At 64.1% G+C, this 15,062-nt stretch carries 16 protein-coding genes; 5 read left to right on the top strand and 11 right to left on the bottom strand.

Annotated features, from left to right (window positions below):
- Positions 1–10: 10 nt before the first annotated feature.
- From N5C88_RS09005 to N5C88_RS08965, 9 genes are all read right to left on the bottom strand, one after another.
- Positions 11–664, bottom strand: a complete 654-nt coding sequence (locus N5C88_RS09005) for a response regulator transcription factor (RefSeq protein WP_059371796.1) — start codon at positions 662–664, stop codon at positions 11–13.
- A complete protein-coding gene (locus N5C88_RS09000; RefSeq protein ID WP_251881314.1) occupies positions 661–1,749 on the bottom strand; it encodes a PAS domain-containing sensor histidine kinase in 1,089 nt (362 codons plus the stop codon). Before N5C88_RS09000 ends, N5C88_RS09005 begins: the two co-directional genes overlap by 4 nt.
- Positions 1,750–1,874: 125 nt before the next feature.
- Positions 1,875–2,393, bottom strand: coding sequence for a hypothetical protein (locus N5C88_RS08995; protein ID WP_280015189.1), 519 nt, complete (start codon positions 2,391–2,393; stop codon positions 1,875–1,877).
- Positions 2,394–2,412: 19 nt separating this feature from the next.
- Positions 2,413–2,850 (bottom strand): CBS domain-containing protein, encoded by a 438-nt coding sequence (locus tag N5C88_RS08990; protein WP_240633388.1) that lies wholly within the window; start codon positions 2,848–2,850, stop codon positions 2,413–2,415.
- 132 nt (positions 2,851–2,982) lie between these two features.
- Complete coding sequence (gene mgtA, locus N5C88_RS08985; RefSeq protein ID WP_280015188.1) at positions 2,983–5,529, bottom strand: magnesium-translocating P-type ATPase; 2,547 nt, start codon at positions 5,527–5,529, stop codon at positions 2,983–2,985.
- Positions 5,530–5,544: 15 nt separating this feature from the next.
- Positions 5,545–6,003, bottom strand: coding sequence for a universal stress protein (locus N5C88_RS08980; protein WP_059371800.1), 459 nt, complete (start codon positions 6,001–6,003; stop codon positions 5,545–5,547).
- A gap of 70 nt (positions 6,004–6,073) precedes the next feature.
- Positions 6,074–6,922 carry a L,D-transpeptidase gene (locus tag N5C88_RS08975; protein ID WP_223283458.1) on the bottom strand — a complete coding sequence of 283 codons (849 nt, stop codon included), beginning with the start codon at positions 6,920–6,922 and terminating at the stop codon, positions 6,074–6,076.
- Positions 6,895–9,360, bottom strand: coding sequence for a cation-translocating P-type ATPase (locus tag N5C88_RS08970; RefSeq protein WP_280015187.1), 2,466 nt, complete (start codon positions 9,358–9,360; stop codon positions 6,895–6,897). The genes N5C88_RS08975 and N5C88_RS08970 overlap by 28 nt, the downstream gene beginning before the upstream one ends.
- A gap of 11 nt (positions 9,361–9,371) precedes the next feature.
- Complete coding sequence (locus tag N5C88_RS08965) at positions 9,372–9,797, bottom strand: universal stress protein (protein ID WP_166738309.1); 426 nt, start codon at positions 9,795–9,797, stop codon at positions 9,372–9,374.
- A 261-nt stretch (positions 9,798–10,058) separates the two neighbouring features.
- Here N5C88_RS08965 and N5C88_RS08960 point away from each other — a divergent pair, with 261 nt between their 5' ends.
- Together N5C88_RS08960 and N5C88_RS08955 are read left to right on the top strand one after the other, a co-directional pair.
- Positions 10,059–10,484 (top strand): Hsp20/alpha crystallin family protein, encoded by a 426-nt coding sequence (locus tag N5C88_RS08960; protein ID WP_059371804.1) that lies wholly within the window; start codon positions 10,059–10,061, stop codon positions 10,482–10,484.
- Between the two features lie 46 nt (positions 10,485–10,530).
- Entirely contained in the window at positions 10,531–11,364 is an 834-nt protein-coding gene (locus tag N5C88_RS08955; RefSeq protein ID WP_118933816.1) for a universal stress protein, read from the top strand.
- A 59-nt stretch (positions 11,365–11,423) separates the two neighbouring features.
- Here N5C88_RS08955 and N5C88_RS08950 read toward each other — a convergent pair whose 3' ends face one another.
- Complete coding sequence (locus N5C88_RS08950) at positions 11,424–11,669, bottom strand: hypothetical protein (protein WP_059371806.1); 246 nt, start codon at positions 11,667–11,669, stop codon at positions 11,424–11,426.
- Positions 11,670–11,976: 307 nt separating this feature from the next.
- Between N5C88_RS08950 and N5C88_RS08945 the strand changes: the two genes are divergently transcribed.
- The 3 genes from N5C88_RS08945 (at position 11,977) to N5C88_RS08935 (ending at position 14,581) form a co-directional block, all read left to right on the top strand.
- Positions 11,977–13,077, top strand: a complete 1,101-nt coding sequence (locus N5C88_RS08945; RefSeq protein ID WP_280015186.1) for an NAD(P)-dependent alcohol dehydrogenase — start codon at positions 11,977–11,979, stop codon at positions 13,075–13,077.
- 88 nt (positions 13,078–13,165) lie between these two features.
- Entirely contained in the window at positions 13,166–13,855 is a 690-nt protein-coding gene (locus N5C88_RS08940) for a phosphoribosyltransferase family protein (protein ID WP_280015185.1), read from the top strand.
- A 213-nt stretch (positions 13,856–14,068) separates the two neighbouring features.
- Positions 14,069–14,581 (top strand): hypothetical protein, encoded by a 513-nt coding sequence (locus N5C88_RS08935; protein ID WP_059371809.1) that lies wholly within the window; start codon positions 14,069–14,071, stop codon positions 14,579–14,581.
- Positions 14,582–14,635: 54 nt separating this feature from the next.
- Here N5C88_RS08935 and N5C88_RS08930 read toward each other — a convergent pair whose 3' ends face one another.
- A complete protein-coding gene (locus N5C88_RS08930) occupies positions 14,636–15,052 on the bottom strand; it encodes a hypothetical protein (protein ID WP_125471118.1) in 417 nt (138 codons plus the stop codon).
- Between the last annotated feature and the right edge of the window lie 10 nt (positions 15,053–15,062).

Raw genomic sequence — 15,062 nt, 5'->3', positions numbered from 1 at the left:
CAGCGGGGGTTCAGGCGTCCGGGCTGTCCTTGTCGTCGATCAACCGGTGCCGGATTGCATAGCGCACCAGGTCGGCCTGGTTGCGCAGCTGCATCTTGACCAGGATGCGGCATTTATAGGTGCTGATGGTCTTGACGCTCAGGAACAGCAGCCGGGCGATGTCCGAGTTGTTCAGGCCCGAGGCCAGATGCCGGAATACCGACAGTTCACGGTCGGACAGCAACAGGTGGGGCAGGGCGCCTGTATCGCCGTGCCGTTCGAAAGCGATGCTCTCGGCCAGGGACTGGCTCAGGTACCGGCCTCCGCCCGCAACCTTGCGCACCGCTTCCACCAGCTCCTCGGCGGCGCTGTCCTTGGTCAGATATCCCGCTGCTCCCGCCTTGATCGCGCGCACGGCGTACTGCTGTTCCCCATGCATGGTCAGCACCAGTATCGGGATTTTCGGGTACTCATGCCGGATCTGGCGGATCAGGTCCACGCCGTCACGGCCGGGCATGGACATGTCCAGCACCAGCAGGTCCCACGGGCGCTGGGCCATCAACTTCAAGGCTTCTGATCCGTTGCCGGCCTCGCCTTCCACCGAGATGTCGCCGGCATGTTCCAGCAGGCGTCGTAGTCCCGCGCGCAGCAGCGTGTGGTCATCGGCCAGAATGACGGTGATCACGCGGCCTCCCAGCTGGATTCCGGGGGTTGCGCGGGCATCTGCGCATGCAGGCGGAAGCCCCCTTTTTTCCGCGTGTGTATCGTGACCTCGCCGTTGAGCAGCCGGACCCGTTCGCGTATGCCTTGCAGGCCCAGCGACAAGGGCAGTTTCTTGGCCAGGCTTTCCGGGGCGGCGCCCACGCCGTTGTCCTGGACGGTCAGCTCGCACGTCGATTCCGTGCAGCGCAGCCGCAGTTGCACCTTGGTGGCCTGGGCATGCTTGGCGATATTGGTCAGTGCCTCCTGGACCACGCGAAACAGCGTGGTGGCTACAGGCTTGCCGGGCTCGGCCGGCCCGATGTCGATTTGCGCTTCCACGTCGATACCGTATCGGGAAACGAAATTCGCCACCAGCCATTCGACCGCGGCGGCAAGCCCCAGATCGTCCAGCATGACCGGGCGCAGGTCGGAAGCGATGCGCCGCAACGAAGCGAAGGTTTTCTTGATCAGGCGCCGCATGGCGCGCACGCGGGCGCGCATGTCGTTGTCGTCGGGGGCGAAGCCGGCTTCCAGCTGGGACAGTTCCATGGTCAGCGCGGTCAGGGTCTGCCCCAGATCGTCGTGCAACTCCCGGGCAATGTGCTTTTTCTCCTGCTCGCGCACATGCAGCAAGGCGTTCGAAAGACGGGTCAGTTCGTCGCGGGACGCGCGCAGCGCCTGATCGACGCGCTGGCGCTCGGTGATGTCCCGCAGGAAGATGGAGAGGAATACGCCTGCCTCCGTCCTGGTCTGGGAAATGGAGGCTTCCATGGGGAATTCTTCGCCGTTGGACCGCAGGCCCCATAGCGGTCCGCCCAGACCCATCTGGCGTTCGGAAATTCCAGTGAGCTTGAATCGGTCGACGTGCCGGGCATGGGCGGTGCGAAACCGCACGGGAATCAGGGTGTCGAGGTTCGCCCCTATGGTGTCGTCCGCAAGGCAAAGGAAGACGCGCTCGGCGGCCGGGTTGAACATCACGATGCGCTGGCGCTCGTCTATCGTGATAATCGGCTCGGTAGCGGATTGGATGATGTCGAGCAGTGGCGGCGCGCTGAACGTGTGCTTCATTGCGGGAACGTGCGAGGAGCCAGCCCTGAGGCGGATAGAAAATTATTGCAGCACACATTCCCGCGCCGCGCTACTGGTGAGAGCGAGGTAATACGAACGCACTAGCCCTTGTAAAAGGGGAGCGATCAATCGACGGCGGGCAATACCGGGTCGTCCCATGCCGCCGGCGCCGCCGCCCGGATTTGCTCCCGGAAGCGGCAAAGGGACGCGTCGCACTCTTCGGCCAGCACGTCGTATTGTTTCAGGAGCAGGATCGAGCGCGGCTTGGACCCGACCAGGGTGGCAATGTCGTCCACGGCGCGAAAGCCGCCGAATCCGGACATGACGCAGATGACGGAGTAGGCCTTGATCAAGCGTCCCTGCATTTTCAGGAAGGCCCGTATGGGCGCCGCCAGCGACCGCAGCCAGACCGGCGCAATCAGGATGACGTGGTCGAAGCTATCCAGGGCCGGGCCTTCATAGCGCACGTCCGGGCAGCGTTTGAGCAGGCTGTCGACGATGCAGCGCCAGTCGCCGCTCAGGCCGAATCTGGGGACGGCATCGCGGATCTCATAGGCCGGCCAACCGCTCAGGGAGGCCAGGCGCTCGGCCGTCGCGCGGGCGGTGCCGGTGCGCGAATAAAAGAAGATTCCGATGCGCTCCATGATGCCTCCCTTCGGGTGCTCAGCCTTCCTGGTCCAGCAGCGCGCGCAGGATGTCCCTGCGGCTGACCACGCCGACCAGCTTGCCGCTGCGGGTAACCGGGACGCGTTTGATGCCGCGCTTGAGGATCAGGTCGGCGATCTGGGCCAGTTCCGTGTCTTCTTCCACCGTGATGACCGGGCTGCTCATGACAGAGGCGGCCGTCTGCTCGCCCAGTTGCAGGCTGTGCAGGAACTCCAGGTTCAAGGCCTCGCCTTCGGCGAGCAGGGCCAGCCAGTGGTCCACCTTTTTCTGATGCGTGCTGTCCTGGCGCCTGACCAGGTCGCCTTCGCTGACCAGCCCGATCAATTTTCCATCGTCGCCCAGCACCATCACCGCGCTGATGTTCTTGTCCAGCATCGCGCGCATGATCTGGGAAACCGGCGTTCTCGCCGTGACGCAATAGGGGTCTGGGGTCATAAGATTCCGCGCGCGCATGTTGCTCTCCAGGACGTCAAAGGCGCAACTCGTAGGTCGAGTCCGACGTTTCCATATTGAGCCTGCCGAGCCGGCGCTCCTTGACATTGATCAAGCATGCGCTGCGTCGCGGCGCTATTCCCGGCGCGCGAACCGCGCAAGAAAGAACCGACGCTTGATCTCATGGACGGCGGCCAGGTAGCAGACGACCAGGGGGGCGAGCATGAGGTAGAAGAGCGGCGGAGGGGATACGAAGGAAAAGAAGCCGGCCAGCGGCCCCAGTGGCAGCCACAGCGCCGCGGCCACGACCAGGAAGCAGGCTGCCGCCAGCGCGCCCTGCGGCCGGCTGCGCAGCGGGTTGTGCCGGGTCCGGATGACAAAGATGACCAGCACCTGCGTGCAAAGCGATTCCACGAACCAGCAGGTCTGGAACTCGGCTTCCGTGGCCTTGAGCACATGCAGCAGCAGATAGAAGGTGATGAAGTCGAAAGCGGAACTTACCGGCCCGATGACGAACATGAACTGGCGGATCAGGCCGATATCCAGGCGGCGCGGGGAGGAGATGTCCTCCGCGTCCACGTTGTCCAGGGGAATGGGCAATTCCGACAGGTCGTACAGCATATTGTTCAGCAGGATCTGCACCGGAAGCATGGGAAGAAAGGGCAGGAACAGCGCCGCGCCGGCCATGCTGAACATATTTCCGAAGTTTGAGCTGGTACCCATCATGATGTACTTGAACACGTTCATGTAGGTGCGGCGGCCCTCCATGACGCCGTCATGCACCACTCCCAGGCTGCGCCTGAGCAGGATGACGCGGGCCGCTTCCCGCGCCACGTCCGTCGCCGACTCCACGGATATCCCGACGTCCGCGGCGTGCAGGGCCGGGGCGTCATTGATTCCATCGCCCATGTAGCCGACCGTGTGGCCGAGCTGCTTGCAGGCCAGCACCACGCGCTCCTTCTGTGCCGGCGTCATGCGGCAGAAGAGCGTGGTCTTCTCTACCAGGCCGCGCAGGGTCGCCGTGTCCATGGCGGCAAGTTCCGTCCCGGTCAGGACGCCCTCGACGGGCAGTTGCAGTTGCGCGCAGACATGGCGGGTCACGAGTTCGCTGTCGCCCGAAATGACCTTGACCTGCACGCCGCGCGCGCGCAGCGCCTTCAGCGCGGACGCGGCGCCGCGTTTCGGCGGATCCGCGAACGCGGCATAGCCGTGCAGCACCATGTCCGAGGCATCGTCGTTGTCCACCGAGGTCCCGGCGGCCGGCATCGTTTTTGACGCGATCGCGAGCACGCGGAATCCATTGCTTTCCATGTCGTGCAGGGTCTGTCCGGCCGTTTGCCGGACGGCCTCGGTCAAGGGCGCGGGCGCGGCGTCGCCGCCGGGCGCATAGGCCGAGCAAAGGCGCAGCACGTCCTGCGGAGCGCCCTTGACGATCAGGCGGACGCCGGGCGGCCCTTGCACCAGCGTTCCCGCCCAGCGCCGGTCAAAGTCGAACGGCAGCTGGGCCAGCAGGGTCCAAGCGTCCAGGGGCGCGCCGCTGGCGGACAGCACCGCCTCGTCCAGGGCGTTCTTGGCGCCCGCCAGGTAACGGCTGTTCACCTGCAACAGGGCAGCCGCGCTTGCGCTGGGCCTGCCCTCCACATCCACGGTCCGGTCCAGGCGTATCCGCGCTTCGGTGAGCGTCCCGGTCTTGTCCGTGCAGAACACATCCATGGTGCCCAGGTTCTGAATGACCGGAAGCTGCTTGACGATGACGTGCTTGCGCGCCAGTCTGATCGCCCCTCTGGCCAGGGTCACCGACACCACCATGGGCAGCAGTTCCGGCGTCAGTCCCACGGCCAGGGCGATGGCGAAAAGAAAGGACTCCAGCCATGGCCGATGGAAGAGAGCGTTGATCAGCAGGACGAACAGGACCAGGAACACCGTCAGGCGCAGGATCAGGTAGCCGAAGCGCTGTATGTCCAGGTCGAACGTCGTCGGCTTTGCGCGCCTGGAGATATCGGCGCCGATCCTGCCCAGTTCGCTTTGCGCGCCGGTGAGCACCGCGATGGCTGTCGCGCTGCCGCTGTGGATGGCCGTGCCGGCCAGGACAGCGCGCGGCGCATCGATAGCCTGATCCGTCTCGATATCGGTGGCGGCGGCGCTTTTCTCCACGGGGAAGGACTCGCCGGTCAGCAAGGCCTGATTGACCTGCAGATGGCGGCTGGAAACCAGCCAGGCATCCGCAGCGATGATGTCCCCGGCCTCGAGCGCGAGCAGATCGCCCGGAACCACCGCCGTGGCGGGGATGCGAATGCTGCGGCCGTCCCGCAGCACGGTGGCCTTTTGCGCGACGGATTGCTGGAGCTTCAACTCGGCCTGGGCGCTGCGCCTTTCCTGGTAGGCGTCGAGCGTGACGCTCACCAGCACGATGCCCGCGATTATCAGGGCGTTGCCGAGTTCTCCCAGGGACGCCGAGACGGCGCCGGCGATCAGGAGGATGAGAACCAGCGGGCTTGCGAATCGGCGCAGAAGAAATACGGCGCCCTCCCGCAGGCGGGCAAGCCGCGGCTTGGGCGCCGCCAATGCCTGCCGGCGGGATGCCTCCTGGGAGTCGAGGCCTTGGCTGGTGCAGCCCAGGCGCGCGTAGAGCGCCTGCTCGTCCTCGTTCCACCAGGGATAGACGTCAGGCCGTTCATCCATCGGACCTCCGCGCGGTCACGCGGTGCCGGCGGGGGCTCGCACCAGCAGGACGGGCACGGGGGCTCCCCGCAGGATTCCTTCCGCGCTGCTGCCCAGAACCATGCGGCGCACGCCCCGGCGGCCGTGCGTGCCGATGACGATCAGATCGGCCTTCCAGCTTTCCGCCTCCGCGATGACGCGCTGCTGCACGGTCTTGTCCAGGTTTTCATAGAGCACGCCTTCCACGATGATGCCTTGCTCCCGGACCGCAGCCATGCCTTTTTCAAGGATCTCGGCGCCGCTTTTTCGGAGCAGATCCAGCAACTCGCCAGCATAGTAGCCATAGGAGTCCACAGCCAGGGCGAACGACAGCTCATCGATTACATGAATCAGGCGCAGGCTGCCATGAGTGAGCTGGGCCAGGCGTATCGCTTCGTTCAGACCCAGGTCCGAGGTGGCGCTGCCATCGATGGGTACCAATATGCGTTGATACATGACTGTCTCCGGAAGAGGGGATGCGCAAAGTATCGGCCTTTGGAAGCGGCGGATCTTGACCGGAGTCAAGTCACTTTGCGACAGCGCGCCCAGGGGCGGACCAGTCCGGCCGGTCCTCGCGTTTGGTGTCCACGATGATCAGGTAGCGCCCGGCGCCAGGGACCGGGGTTCTGTCGCGCAGCAGTACCCAGGGACGAGAGATCAGGTCCGCCGCAAGCTCATAGTCGGCGTCCAGCAGGCCGTAGCTGTCCAGCAGGCGGTTGAGGGTGGCCGGTATGCGGATGCAACCTTTGGACTGCGGCGTTCCCAGCTTGGGTTCGAGCAGGACCGGGTCCGTCGCGTGCATTTGCAGGCGCATCGTGCTGGCGCCGCTATTGCCCCATCCCCGGTTTGCCTGCTGCCAGCCGAAATCATAGATCCGCATGCCTTTCGCGCCGTAGCCCAGTATCCCGTTCGCGTTCTTCGTGCCCAGGGCGCGGAAGTCGGGGTTCGCCAAGGAGTGCGCGAACACGCCGGTGGGCGTCTCGAAATGGTCGAACTGGCCGACTTTTCCGGTCGAGACGGAGGAGGCGCCCACATAGACGGGCGGACCGGCGGCGGGCAGCCAATAGAGCAGCACGGCCTGGACCCTGGCGTTCCTGTCGACCAGCAGGACATACTGCGAGCCAAGCAGACCGACGCCGGCATCGGCCAGGGCCTGCAGCGCCAGGCCGCCATAGCGCGCCTGGTCGCTGGCGGACACCTGGAGCGCGGGCATGACTTCCAGGCGAAAGGCGCGGGCCACGTCCTCGGGCGTGGGCTGGGCCGACACCTGGGATGCCGCGGCCGCGCACAGGAGCGTGGCCGCGGCGGTGCGTACCGCGCGGGCGGCAAGTCCGGATGCGCCGGGAATCATCGTGCAGTCTTGCAGTGCAGCCATTTTTGCGTCCTTAGCGGCTGGCCCAGCGGGCGTAGTCCCCGGGCGACCAGCCACACCGTTGCCGCCACGAGCCAGGCGGCGGCCCAGCCTCTGACGTCCAACGGGCCGAATTCGAACAGACGGCGCAGGGCTGGCCATTCCAAAGTCAACACAAGCAGGGCCAGCGTTGACGCTATCGCCAGTCGGGTCGCTCCGTCCCACATGCCAGTATGGTGCCGGTGGGGCGCGCGGTTGTTGATCATCAAGGCCAGATTGCCCAGCACCAGGGCGCAGAAGGCGGTGGCTCGGGCGCTATCCGCAGGCGATTGCATTTGTTGCAGCCCGCCATAGAGCATCCCCACCGCTGCCAGCAGCGCCAGCCCTTGGGCAAAGCCGAGCAGGAACGTCCTCAATGAAAAGAGCGGCTTCGCCACGGGCAGAGGAGGGCGGCGCATGAGGTCCGGCTCTCCCGCGACCGATTCGAACGCCAACCCGCACAGGGGACCGATCACTATCTCCAGGAATGCCACGTGGGCTGGTCGCAGCAGTTCCGGCCAGCCGAACAGCAGGGGCAGAATCACCAGTCCCGCTATCGGGACATGCGCCGCGACGATATAGACGATCGCTTTGGACAGGTTGTCGAACAATCGCCGGCTTTGCCGGATCGCGTTCAAGATGTCGGAGAAATCATCGCGGGTAAGGATCAGGTCTGCGGCCTCCCGCGCGACATCGGTGCCGCGCCCGCCCATGGCGATGCCGACATGCGCCGCGCGCAAGGCGGGCGCGTCGTTGACGCCGTCGCCGGTCATTGCGACGATGGCCCCCTGCTGTTTCAGGAGCTGGACCAGGCGCAGCTTTTGCTCAGGCTTCACACGCGCGTAAACGCATACGCGCTTGACCAGTTCGGACAGGCGTTCGTCGCTTTCCCGCTCCAGGACATCGCCTTCGGCCACGAGATCGGCCGGTATGCCTGCCTGGCGGGCGATGGCCCTGGCGGTCGCCGGGTGGTCGCCCGTCAGCATGAGCACGCGCACGCCCGCGTCATCGCAAGCGGCGACCGAACGGCTCACGCCTTCCTTCAGCGGGTTTTCCAGCCCGACCAGACCGGCAAACTGCAGAGGTATATCTTCCGGATTATCGGGTAGCGGCGAATCCGGCCAGCGTGCGCTGGCTGCCGCCAGGACCCGCAGGCCTTCCCCGGCCATGCGCCGGACCTCGGCCTCCAGTTCCGCCTGGCGGTCCGGCGTCAGCCGGCAAAGCTTGAACACCGCTTCCGGCGCGCCTTTGCACGCAATCCGGATGAAGTTCTCCGGCGCGGCCGTCCAGGCGTGGACGACTGCCAGTCGCGCGGAAGAGAATGGATAGGCTTTTGTCAGCTTGAGGGAGCTTGGCGCGGGCGGACGGACGGCAAGTTCCGCAGCGAAGCTGCGGAAGGCGTCCTCCATCGCGTCCCCGGAATCGGGCACGCTCGCCAACGCCAGCGTTTCAGCCAGATTCCAGACCTCGGGTGCTGGGTTGGCGCCGGTTGCGCCCACGAGATCGGATGTGTCCAGGCTCGTGGATCCGACATGCAGCTGGCGCACGGCCATCGTGGTCGTTGTCATGGTGCCCGTCTTGTCGGCGCACAACACAGTCGTCTTGCCCAGGGTTTCGACCACGCTCAGCTTCCGGACGAGTACGCCATCGCCCGCTATGCGCTTGGCTTCCATCGCGGAGAAGATCGTCACGATGACCGGGAAATCCTGCGGGAGCAGGCTCATCGCCAGCGCGATGCCTGCCAACAGCCCTTCGAACCATCCTCCCCGCATATGGACATACAAGGCCCACGTGGCCAGGGAAAGGATGAAGCCCACCCACATGAACCGCAGGATGAAATGGCGGGTCTGCGATTCCAGGGGCGCGCGTTCAGGCGTCAGCTGCCGCATGGCCTGACCCAACGCTCCCAGTCTGGTGTCGTCCCCGACGGCATCCACGCGCATGACGCCCGTTCCCGACAGCACCAACGCCCCGCAGAGCATTTCGGCGCCGCTTCCGGGCGTGGCCTGTATGCGCTTGAATACCGGCTGGAACTCTCCGGTGAGTGCGGACTCGTCGACCAGCAGGCCTTCGCCGTCGATGAGCTGACCATCCGCCGGGACGCGGTTCCCTTCCGCCAGCAGCACAGAGTCGCCGCGTGCAAGTTCCGCCGATGCGACCCAGTACCGCTTGCCGTTGCGCAGCGCAAGGGCGCGAGGCGCCGCCAGGCGTCCCAACGCTTCCAATGCGTGTGCCGTACGCAGGGACTGCCCGACCGTCAACGCGAAAATGACCAGCACGAAGAGGAGCAACAAGGCGGCTTCATGCCAGGCTCCCAGAATCGCATAAAGCCCTCCCCCCGCAAGCAGCAGGGCGAACATTGGATCCTTGACCAGGTCCAGGCTGATCGAGATCAGCGTGCGCTGATGATCCGGCGGGGCCATGGCTCATTGGCCTAATTGACCAGCACCACCGGGATGTGAACCGTGTGCAGCACCTTCAAGGTGGTCGAACCCAGCAACAGGCTGCCGGCGGCGCCCAGTCCGCGCGAACCCATGACGATATGGTCGCATCCCTGCTCGGTGGCATAGGCCTTGATGGACTCGGCGACGTTGCCGATCCGTGTCGCCCTTTGATAGAGGATTCCTGACCGGTCCAGCAGGACCTCCGACTCCGCCAGGGCCATCTTCGATTCGTCGTCGTAGTACTCCTGGATCGCCTCCGGCTCAAAAAAGGCCAATACCGTTCCCGAAACAATGGGCATTTGCACGTTCAGCAGGTGTATGGAGCAAGGGCCGTGTTCGCGCACATGGTCGACCATATAGCGCACGGCGCGCAGGGAGTTGCCCGATCCATCCACGGGAATAAGTACGTTTTTCACGGCGCCTCCGATAGAAGTGGATGCCCGGGCCGCATGGCCCCGCATCTATTGCCATCATCGCGCGCATCCCGCAGTTGAAATTGACGCCGGTCAAGTTGTCGCCCGATTGTTTCAATGCAGCCGGCGAGGCTTGCGCATGGGCGGAACTCTTGTCCCCGTTTTCTGGATGACAAAGGTCAACTTGGGCGCCGCACGCTGGAGCAACATGGAAAGGCGGGTCTACCTGAGCCCGCCTCTCATCATCATGGAAAGGAGATAACCATGTCGCGATTGACGCAATACAGCCCATTCATGAGTGAACCGTTGTCGGACGTATTCCAGGCGTTCCTGCGGCCGATTCGACAGAACCTGGATGAACAGACTCCACGGATGGATATCGACGTCACCGAGGCGGGCGACAAGTATGTCCTGAAGGCGGAGGTTCCCGGGATAGACAAGAAGGACATTTCGGTGGAGATCGATGGAAACACCGTGATGATCTCGGCCAACAAGGAAAAGAGCAGCGAAACGAAAGAGGCGGGGAACGTCGTCCGCCAGGAGCGCTTCTGGGGGCGGATCCAACGCTCGGTATCGCTGGCCAGCCCCATAGACCAGGCGGCGGCCAAGGCGGTCTGCGAGAACGGCGTGCTGATCCTGACCCTGCCCAAGGCGGCTGGAAGCCGGAACAAGACGCTGCAGATCGAATGAAGCGCATTTCGCCCGGCAAGTCCTTTCGCTTTCCGTAGAGGTAATCATGTATCGCCGAATTGCCGTTCATCTAGACCATGGATTCGATTGTTCTCGCCGGGTCGAATTCTCCCTGCAACTCGCCCGCGCCAATGACGCTCATCTGACCGGGATATTTGCCAGCTACATCTCGCCCGGCTATTTCTACGATGAGGCAGGCCTGTGGGTCCGTTCCATGGACATGGCCAAGCAGATAAACGAGAAAGGGCGCACGGCTGTCGAGCTGACGTTCAGTCAGGCCGCACGCGAGAGCGGCGTGGCGGCTTCATGGCGGCAGGGCGAGGACGCGCCTGCGGAATGTGTCGTCACCCATGCCCGCTGTTCCGATGTCCTGGTCATCAGTCAGGAGAATCGAAACGACGTGGACGCGGCTGTCGGCAATTACTTCGTGGAGCAGGTCTTGATGTCCGCGGGGCGGCCCGTCATCGTGTTGCCCTCGGCCGGCAAGTTCAATGGGGCGGGCGCCCGGGTGCTGTATTGCTGGAACCGTAGCCGGGAGGCCGCTCGTGCGATCGCCGACGCGGCTCCGCTTCTGCGCAATGCGAACGCCCTGGCGGTCCTGACGACGGACGACCTGGATGCCAGCGGGGGCGCGCAAGTGCCGTTCGAAGACCTGGCGGCGTACTGCGCCTGCCATGGCTTTCCTTTGCCGGAACACCAATCCCGCAGCACGAACGAGATAGACGTGGGTGACGTCATCCTGAGCACAGCCGCCGATTTCAACGCGGATCTGATCGTCATGGGCGCGTATGGACACAGCCGCATGCGCCAATGGGTGATGGGTGGCGCCACGCGTTCGCTGCTCGCCGCCATGACGGTTCCGGTCCTGTTCTCCCACTGAGGCTTGCGGGGAACGCATATGCGCTCCCCGGCCGCGGCCAGGAAGCGAGCGGCGCCGGGCTAGATTCCGTTCTCCTGGAGATCGCGGCGCCGGCGCGTTCTGACGATCGTTCCGTCGGGAAGCTGGTAGGTTCCGGATCCGATCTGGTCGACCAATTGCCCGTCGGGCAGGCAGCAGTAAAAGAACGTGTTCGCAGGCGCTTCCTGCGGCCGCAGCTGACTGCGCCGTTCGATTCTGTAGGTGGTTCCGTCCGCGGCAACGGCGATGACGGCGATGGCGTTTCGGGAGCGGGTTGGCGTGATCACGGGTTCTCCTTGGAACGAGTGGGGCTTCCTGGCAGAGGCGATGATGGGAAGGCCAGGATCGCGTTGCCGTGAGTGCTGCAGGCCGCCAATGACGGGGCGGGGATATGAGTGCCGCCCTGCAGGGGCCATGGCCAGTGGCACAGCGTCAAGATACATGCCCCATGCGCGGGAAAATTGACCTCGGTCAAGTTTCCCCCGGTTCCGTCTTTTAAGCTGAAAGCACGTCTCGCGGTCCGATGGCGACAGGGGCGTACCCTCGCGCGCGCCGAAAATTGAACCATCGTCGTTTCAGAGCAGGAGATAAGCCATGACCTCCATGATGAAAGCAGTCGTGTTTGCCGGGAAAGATCACATCGAGATACGGGAAAAGCGCATTCCAGACGTCGGTCCGAACGACGCGCTGCTGAAGATCACGACCACGACCATTTGCGGCACCGATATCCATATCGTCAAGGGCGAGTATCCCGTAAAGCCCGGCCTGACCATCGGCCACGAACCGGTAGGCGTCATCGAGAAACTGGGAAGCGCCGTGACGGGCTACGCCGAGGGCCAGCGCGTGATCGCCGGCGCAATCTGTCCGAACTTCAATTCATACGCCGCCCAGGACGGCGCCCCTTCCCAGGACGGCAGCTATCTGGTGGCCAGCGGCATGTGCGGATGCCACGGATACCGCGCCACCGCGGGATGGCGGTTCGGCAACATGATCGATGGCGCCCAGGCCGAGTACCTGCTGGTTCCCGACGCGCAGGCCAACCTGGCGCCGGTGCCGGACAGCTTGAGCGACGAGCAGGTGCTGATGTGCCCGGACATCATGTCCACCGGATTCAAAGGCGCCGAGAACGCCAACATCCGCATAGGCGACACGGTGGCCGTGTTCGCGCAAGGCCCGATAGGACTTTGCGCGGCCGCAGGCGCCCGGCTGCTGGGGGCGACCACCGTCATCGGCGTGGACGGCAATGCGCAGCGCCTGGAAATATCGCGCTCATGGGGCGCGGACATCGTCCTGAACTTCCATGACTGCGACGTCGTGGAGGAAATCTTGCGGCTGACGGGCGGCAAAGGGGTGGATTCCGCCATTGAAGCGTTGGGACAGCAGAGCACCTTTGAATCCGCCTTGCGCGTATTGAAGCCGGGAGGAACGCTGTCCAGCCTGGGCGTTTATTCCAGCGACCTGAAGATTCCGGTGTCCACGTTCGCGGCTGGACTGGGCGACCACAGGATCAACACCGCGCTCTGCCCCGGCGGAAAGGAGCGTATGCGCCGCCTCATGAGCGTTCTGGAATCAGGCCGCCTGGACCTCGCAAAAATGGTCACGCACCGCTATACCCTCGACCAGATTGCGGACGCCTACGATCTCTTCGCAAACCAGCGCGATAACGTGTTGAAGGTCGCCATCCGGCCTTCTTGAATGCTCTTCGTTCCCGGCCCGGGCGCGGACGCCGCGGGATAACGGCATGCCGACCCGGAATGCAGCAGTCTGCGGCGTAGGTGCTCTGATGAATATTTCCTTCAAGAACCGGCGGGAGGCCGGGGTGTTGCTGGCGCGCCTGCTGATGCGGTACGCAGGCCGTCCAGACGTGATCGTGCTGGCGTTGCCACGGGGCGGCGTGCCGGTGGGGTTCCAGGTCGCCGCGGCGCTGGACGCGCCGCTTGATGTCGTGATGGTGCGCAAGATCGGAATGCCCGGGTATCCCGAGTATGCGATCGGCGCGATAAGCGGCGATCAGACTCTGTTTCAATCCGAGGCCATCGAGGCTTACGGCATCTCGCCGGGCGCGATAGAGCCTATCGTTCTGCGCGAGCGCAAGGAAATCGAGCGCCGTGAAGCCTTGTATCGCGCGGGGAGGCCGCCGCCGCAGTTGCAGGGCAAGATCGCCATACTGGTCGATGACGGCCTTGCGACCGGCTCGACCATGCGCGTGGCCCTGCGGTCCATACGCAAGGCGGGACCGGCAAGAATCGTGGTCGCGGTGCCGGTCGCCGCTGCCGAGACCCGGCAGCAGCTTGCGGACGAGGCGGATGAAATGATCTGCATCGGCACGCCGGTTCCGTTCTATGGCGTGGGGCAATGGTACGAGGACTTCGAGCAGACCGGGGATGAAGAGGTCATACGTCTGCTGCGGGAAGCGGAGCGTAGCCACCCGCTTTCCGCATGGACCGCGGTTTCTGCGCCGCATCGCGGCTGATGCCCGTTCGGGTCCAAGGCAGACAGACCATGGAAACGACAAGCGATGCTTGCTCGAGAAGATCGGCGACGCACGTGCCGCGGCGCGTCGCCGACAGGTTCGGCCAGTACTTTGACGATTGTCAATGTTCATCATACAGACCGATATACGCTGGCTCTGATCATCCTTTCAGCGCCGAAGCCGTTGGGGATACCAACCACATGGAGACCGATCATGAAGATGCGCGAGCTGGCCTTATACGCATTGTTTGCCTCATTGCTTCCCGCCTTGGCGGGCGCCGCGGCCCCGAAGGAGCAACCCGCTGCTGCGCCGCAGGCTGCGCAATCGACCGAGAACATCGAACAATTTGACAAGAAGGCGGCCGAAGCCAGGGAAAATCTGGAGAAGATGCAGCAGCAAATGAACCAGATCCAAAAGACCAGCGACCCGGCCGAGCGTCAGAAGCTGCTTCGAGAGCATCAGGCGTTGATGCAGCAGACCATGGGCATGATGGGTCAGATGTGGAACGGCGGCGCGATGGGGTGCTGCGCGGCGGATGGCGGCGGGCGCCACCATCAGGGAGGTCCAATGATGGGATGGGGCGCCATGCGGGGGAATTACTCGAATCAGAGTCCCGAACAGATTAGGGAACGCCAGTACATGAGGGACCAGTACATGGGTATGCAGCAGCGGATGATGGAACAGATGATGCAGCAGCAACTCAACGGCGGCGCCCCGAACCGGTGACCGTGGATCGCCGCCGGCAACATGGCTGCCCGCGGCCTTTCACAAGGAAGCCAACTACTTTCCGTTGAACTGCGGTCCCAGCGCAATCCGCTCCTCGCACCCTTGCTCATGGCACTCTTGCACGTATTGCGCGATCGTCCGGATGATCATCATCAGATCCTTCAGATTGGCTTGCGCGGTAGACAGCCCGATGTTGAGGTTCTGATACTCGCGCGGGTTCAAGAAATCGGCTTCACACCCTGCCGTCAGAGCATCGGCCGCGTCGGCGATCGCCTGGAAATCTTCAAAGCTCGATAGTTCGCCATTGCTGTAATCCGCCAGGAGGTAGCCAAATTCACTGACGACCAGTCCGCCGATGACCAGGCGTCTGCCGCGGTCCAGTCCCATCCTGTGCTGCCGGCGCCATTCCCCCATATGGCGATTGACCTTCGCTTCCGAGATTTTCACAACTGCTTGGGAGATGCATTCCATTCCTGTGCTT

Origin of the sequence: Achromobacter sp. GD03932, from assembly GCF_029839485.1 — a bacterium.
Classification (GTDB): Bacteria; Pseudomonadota; Gammaproteobacteria; order Burkholderiales; family Burkholderiaceae_B; genus Achromobacter; species Achromobacter bronchisepticus_A.
This window is presented reverse-complemented; position numbering and strand designations above follow the sequence as displayed.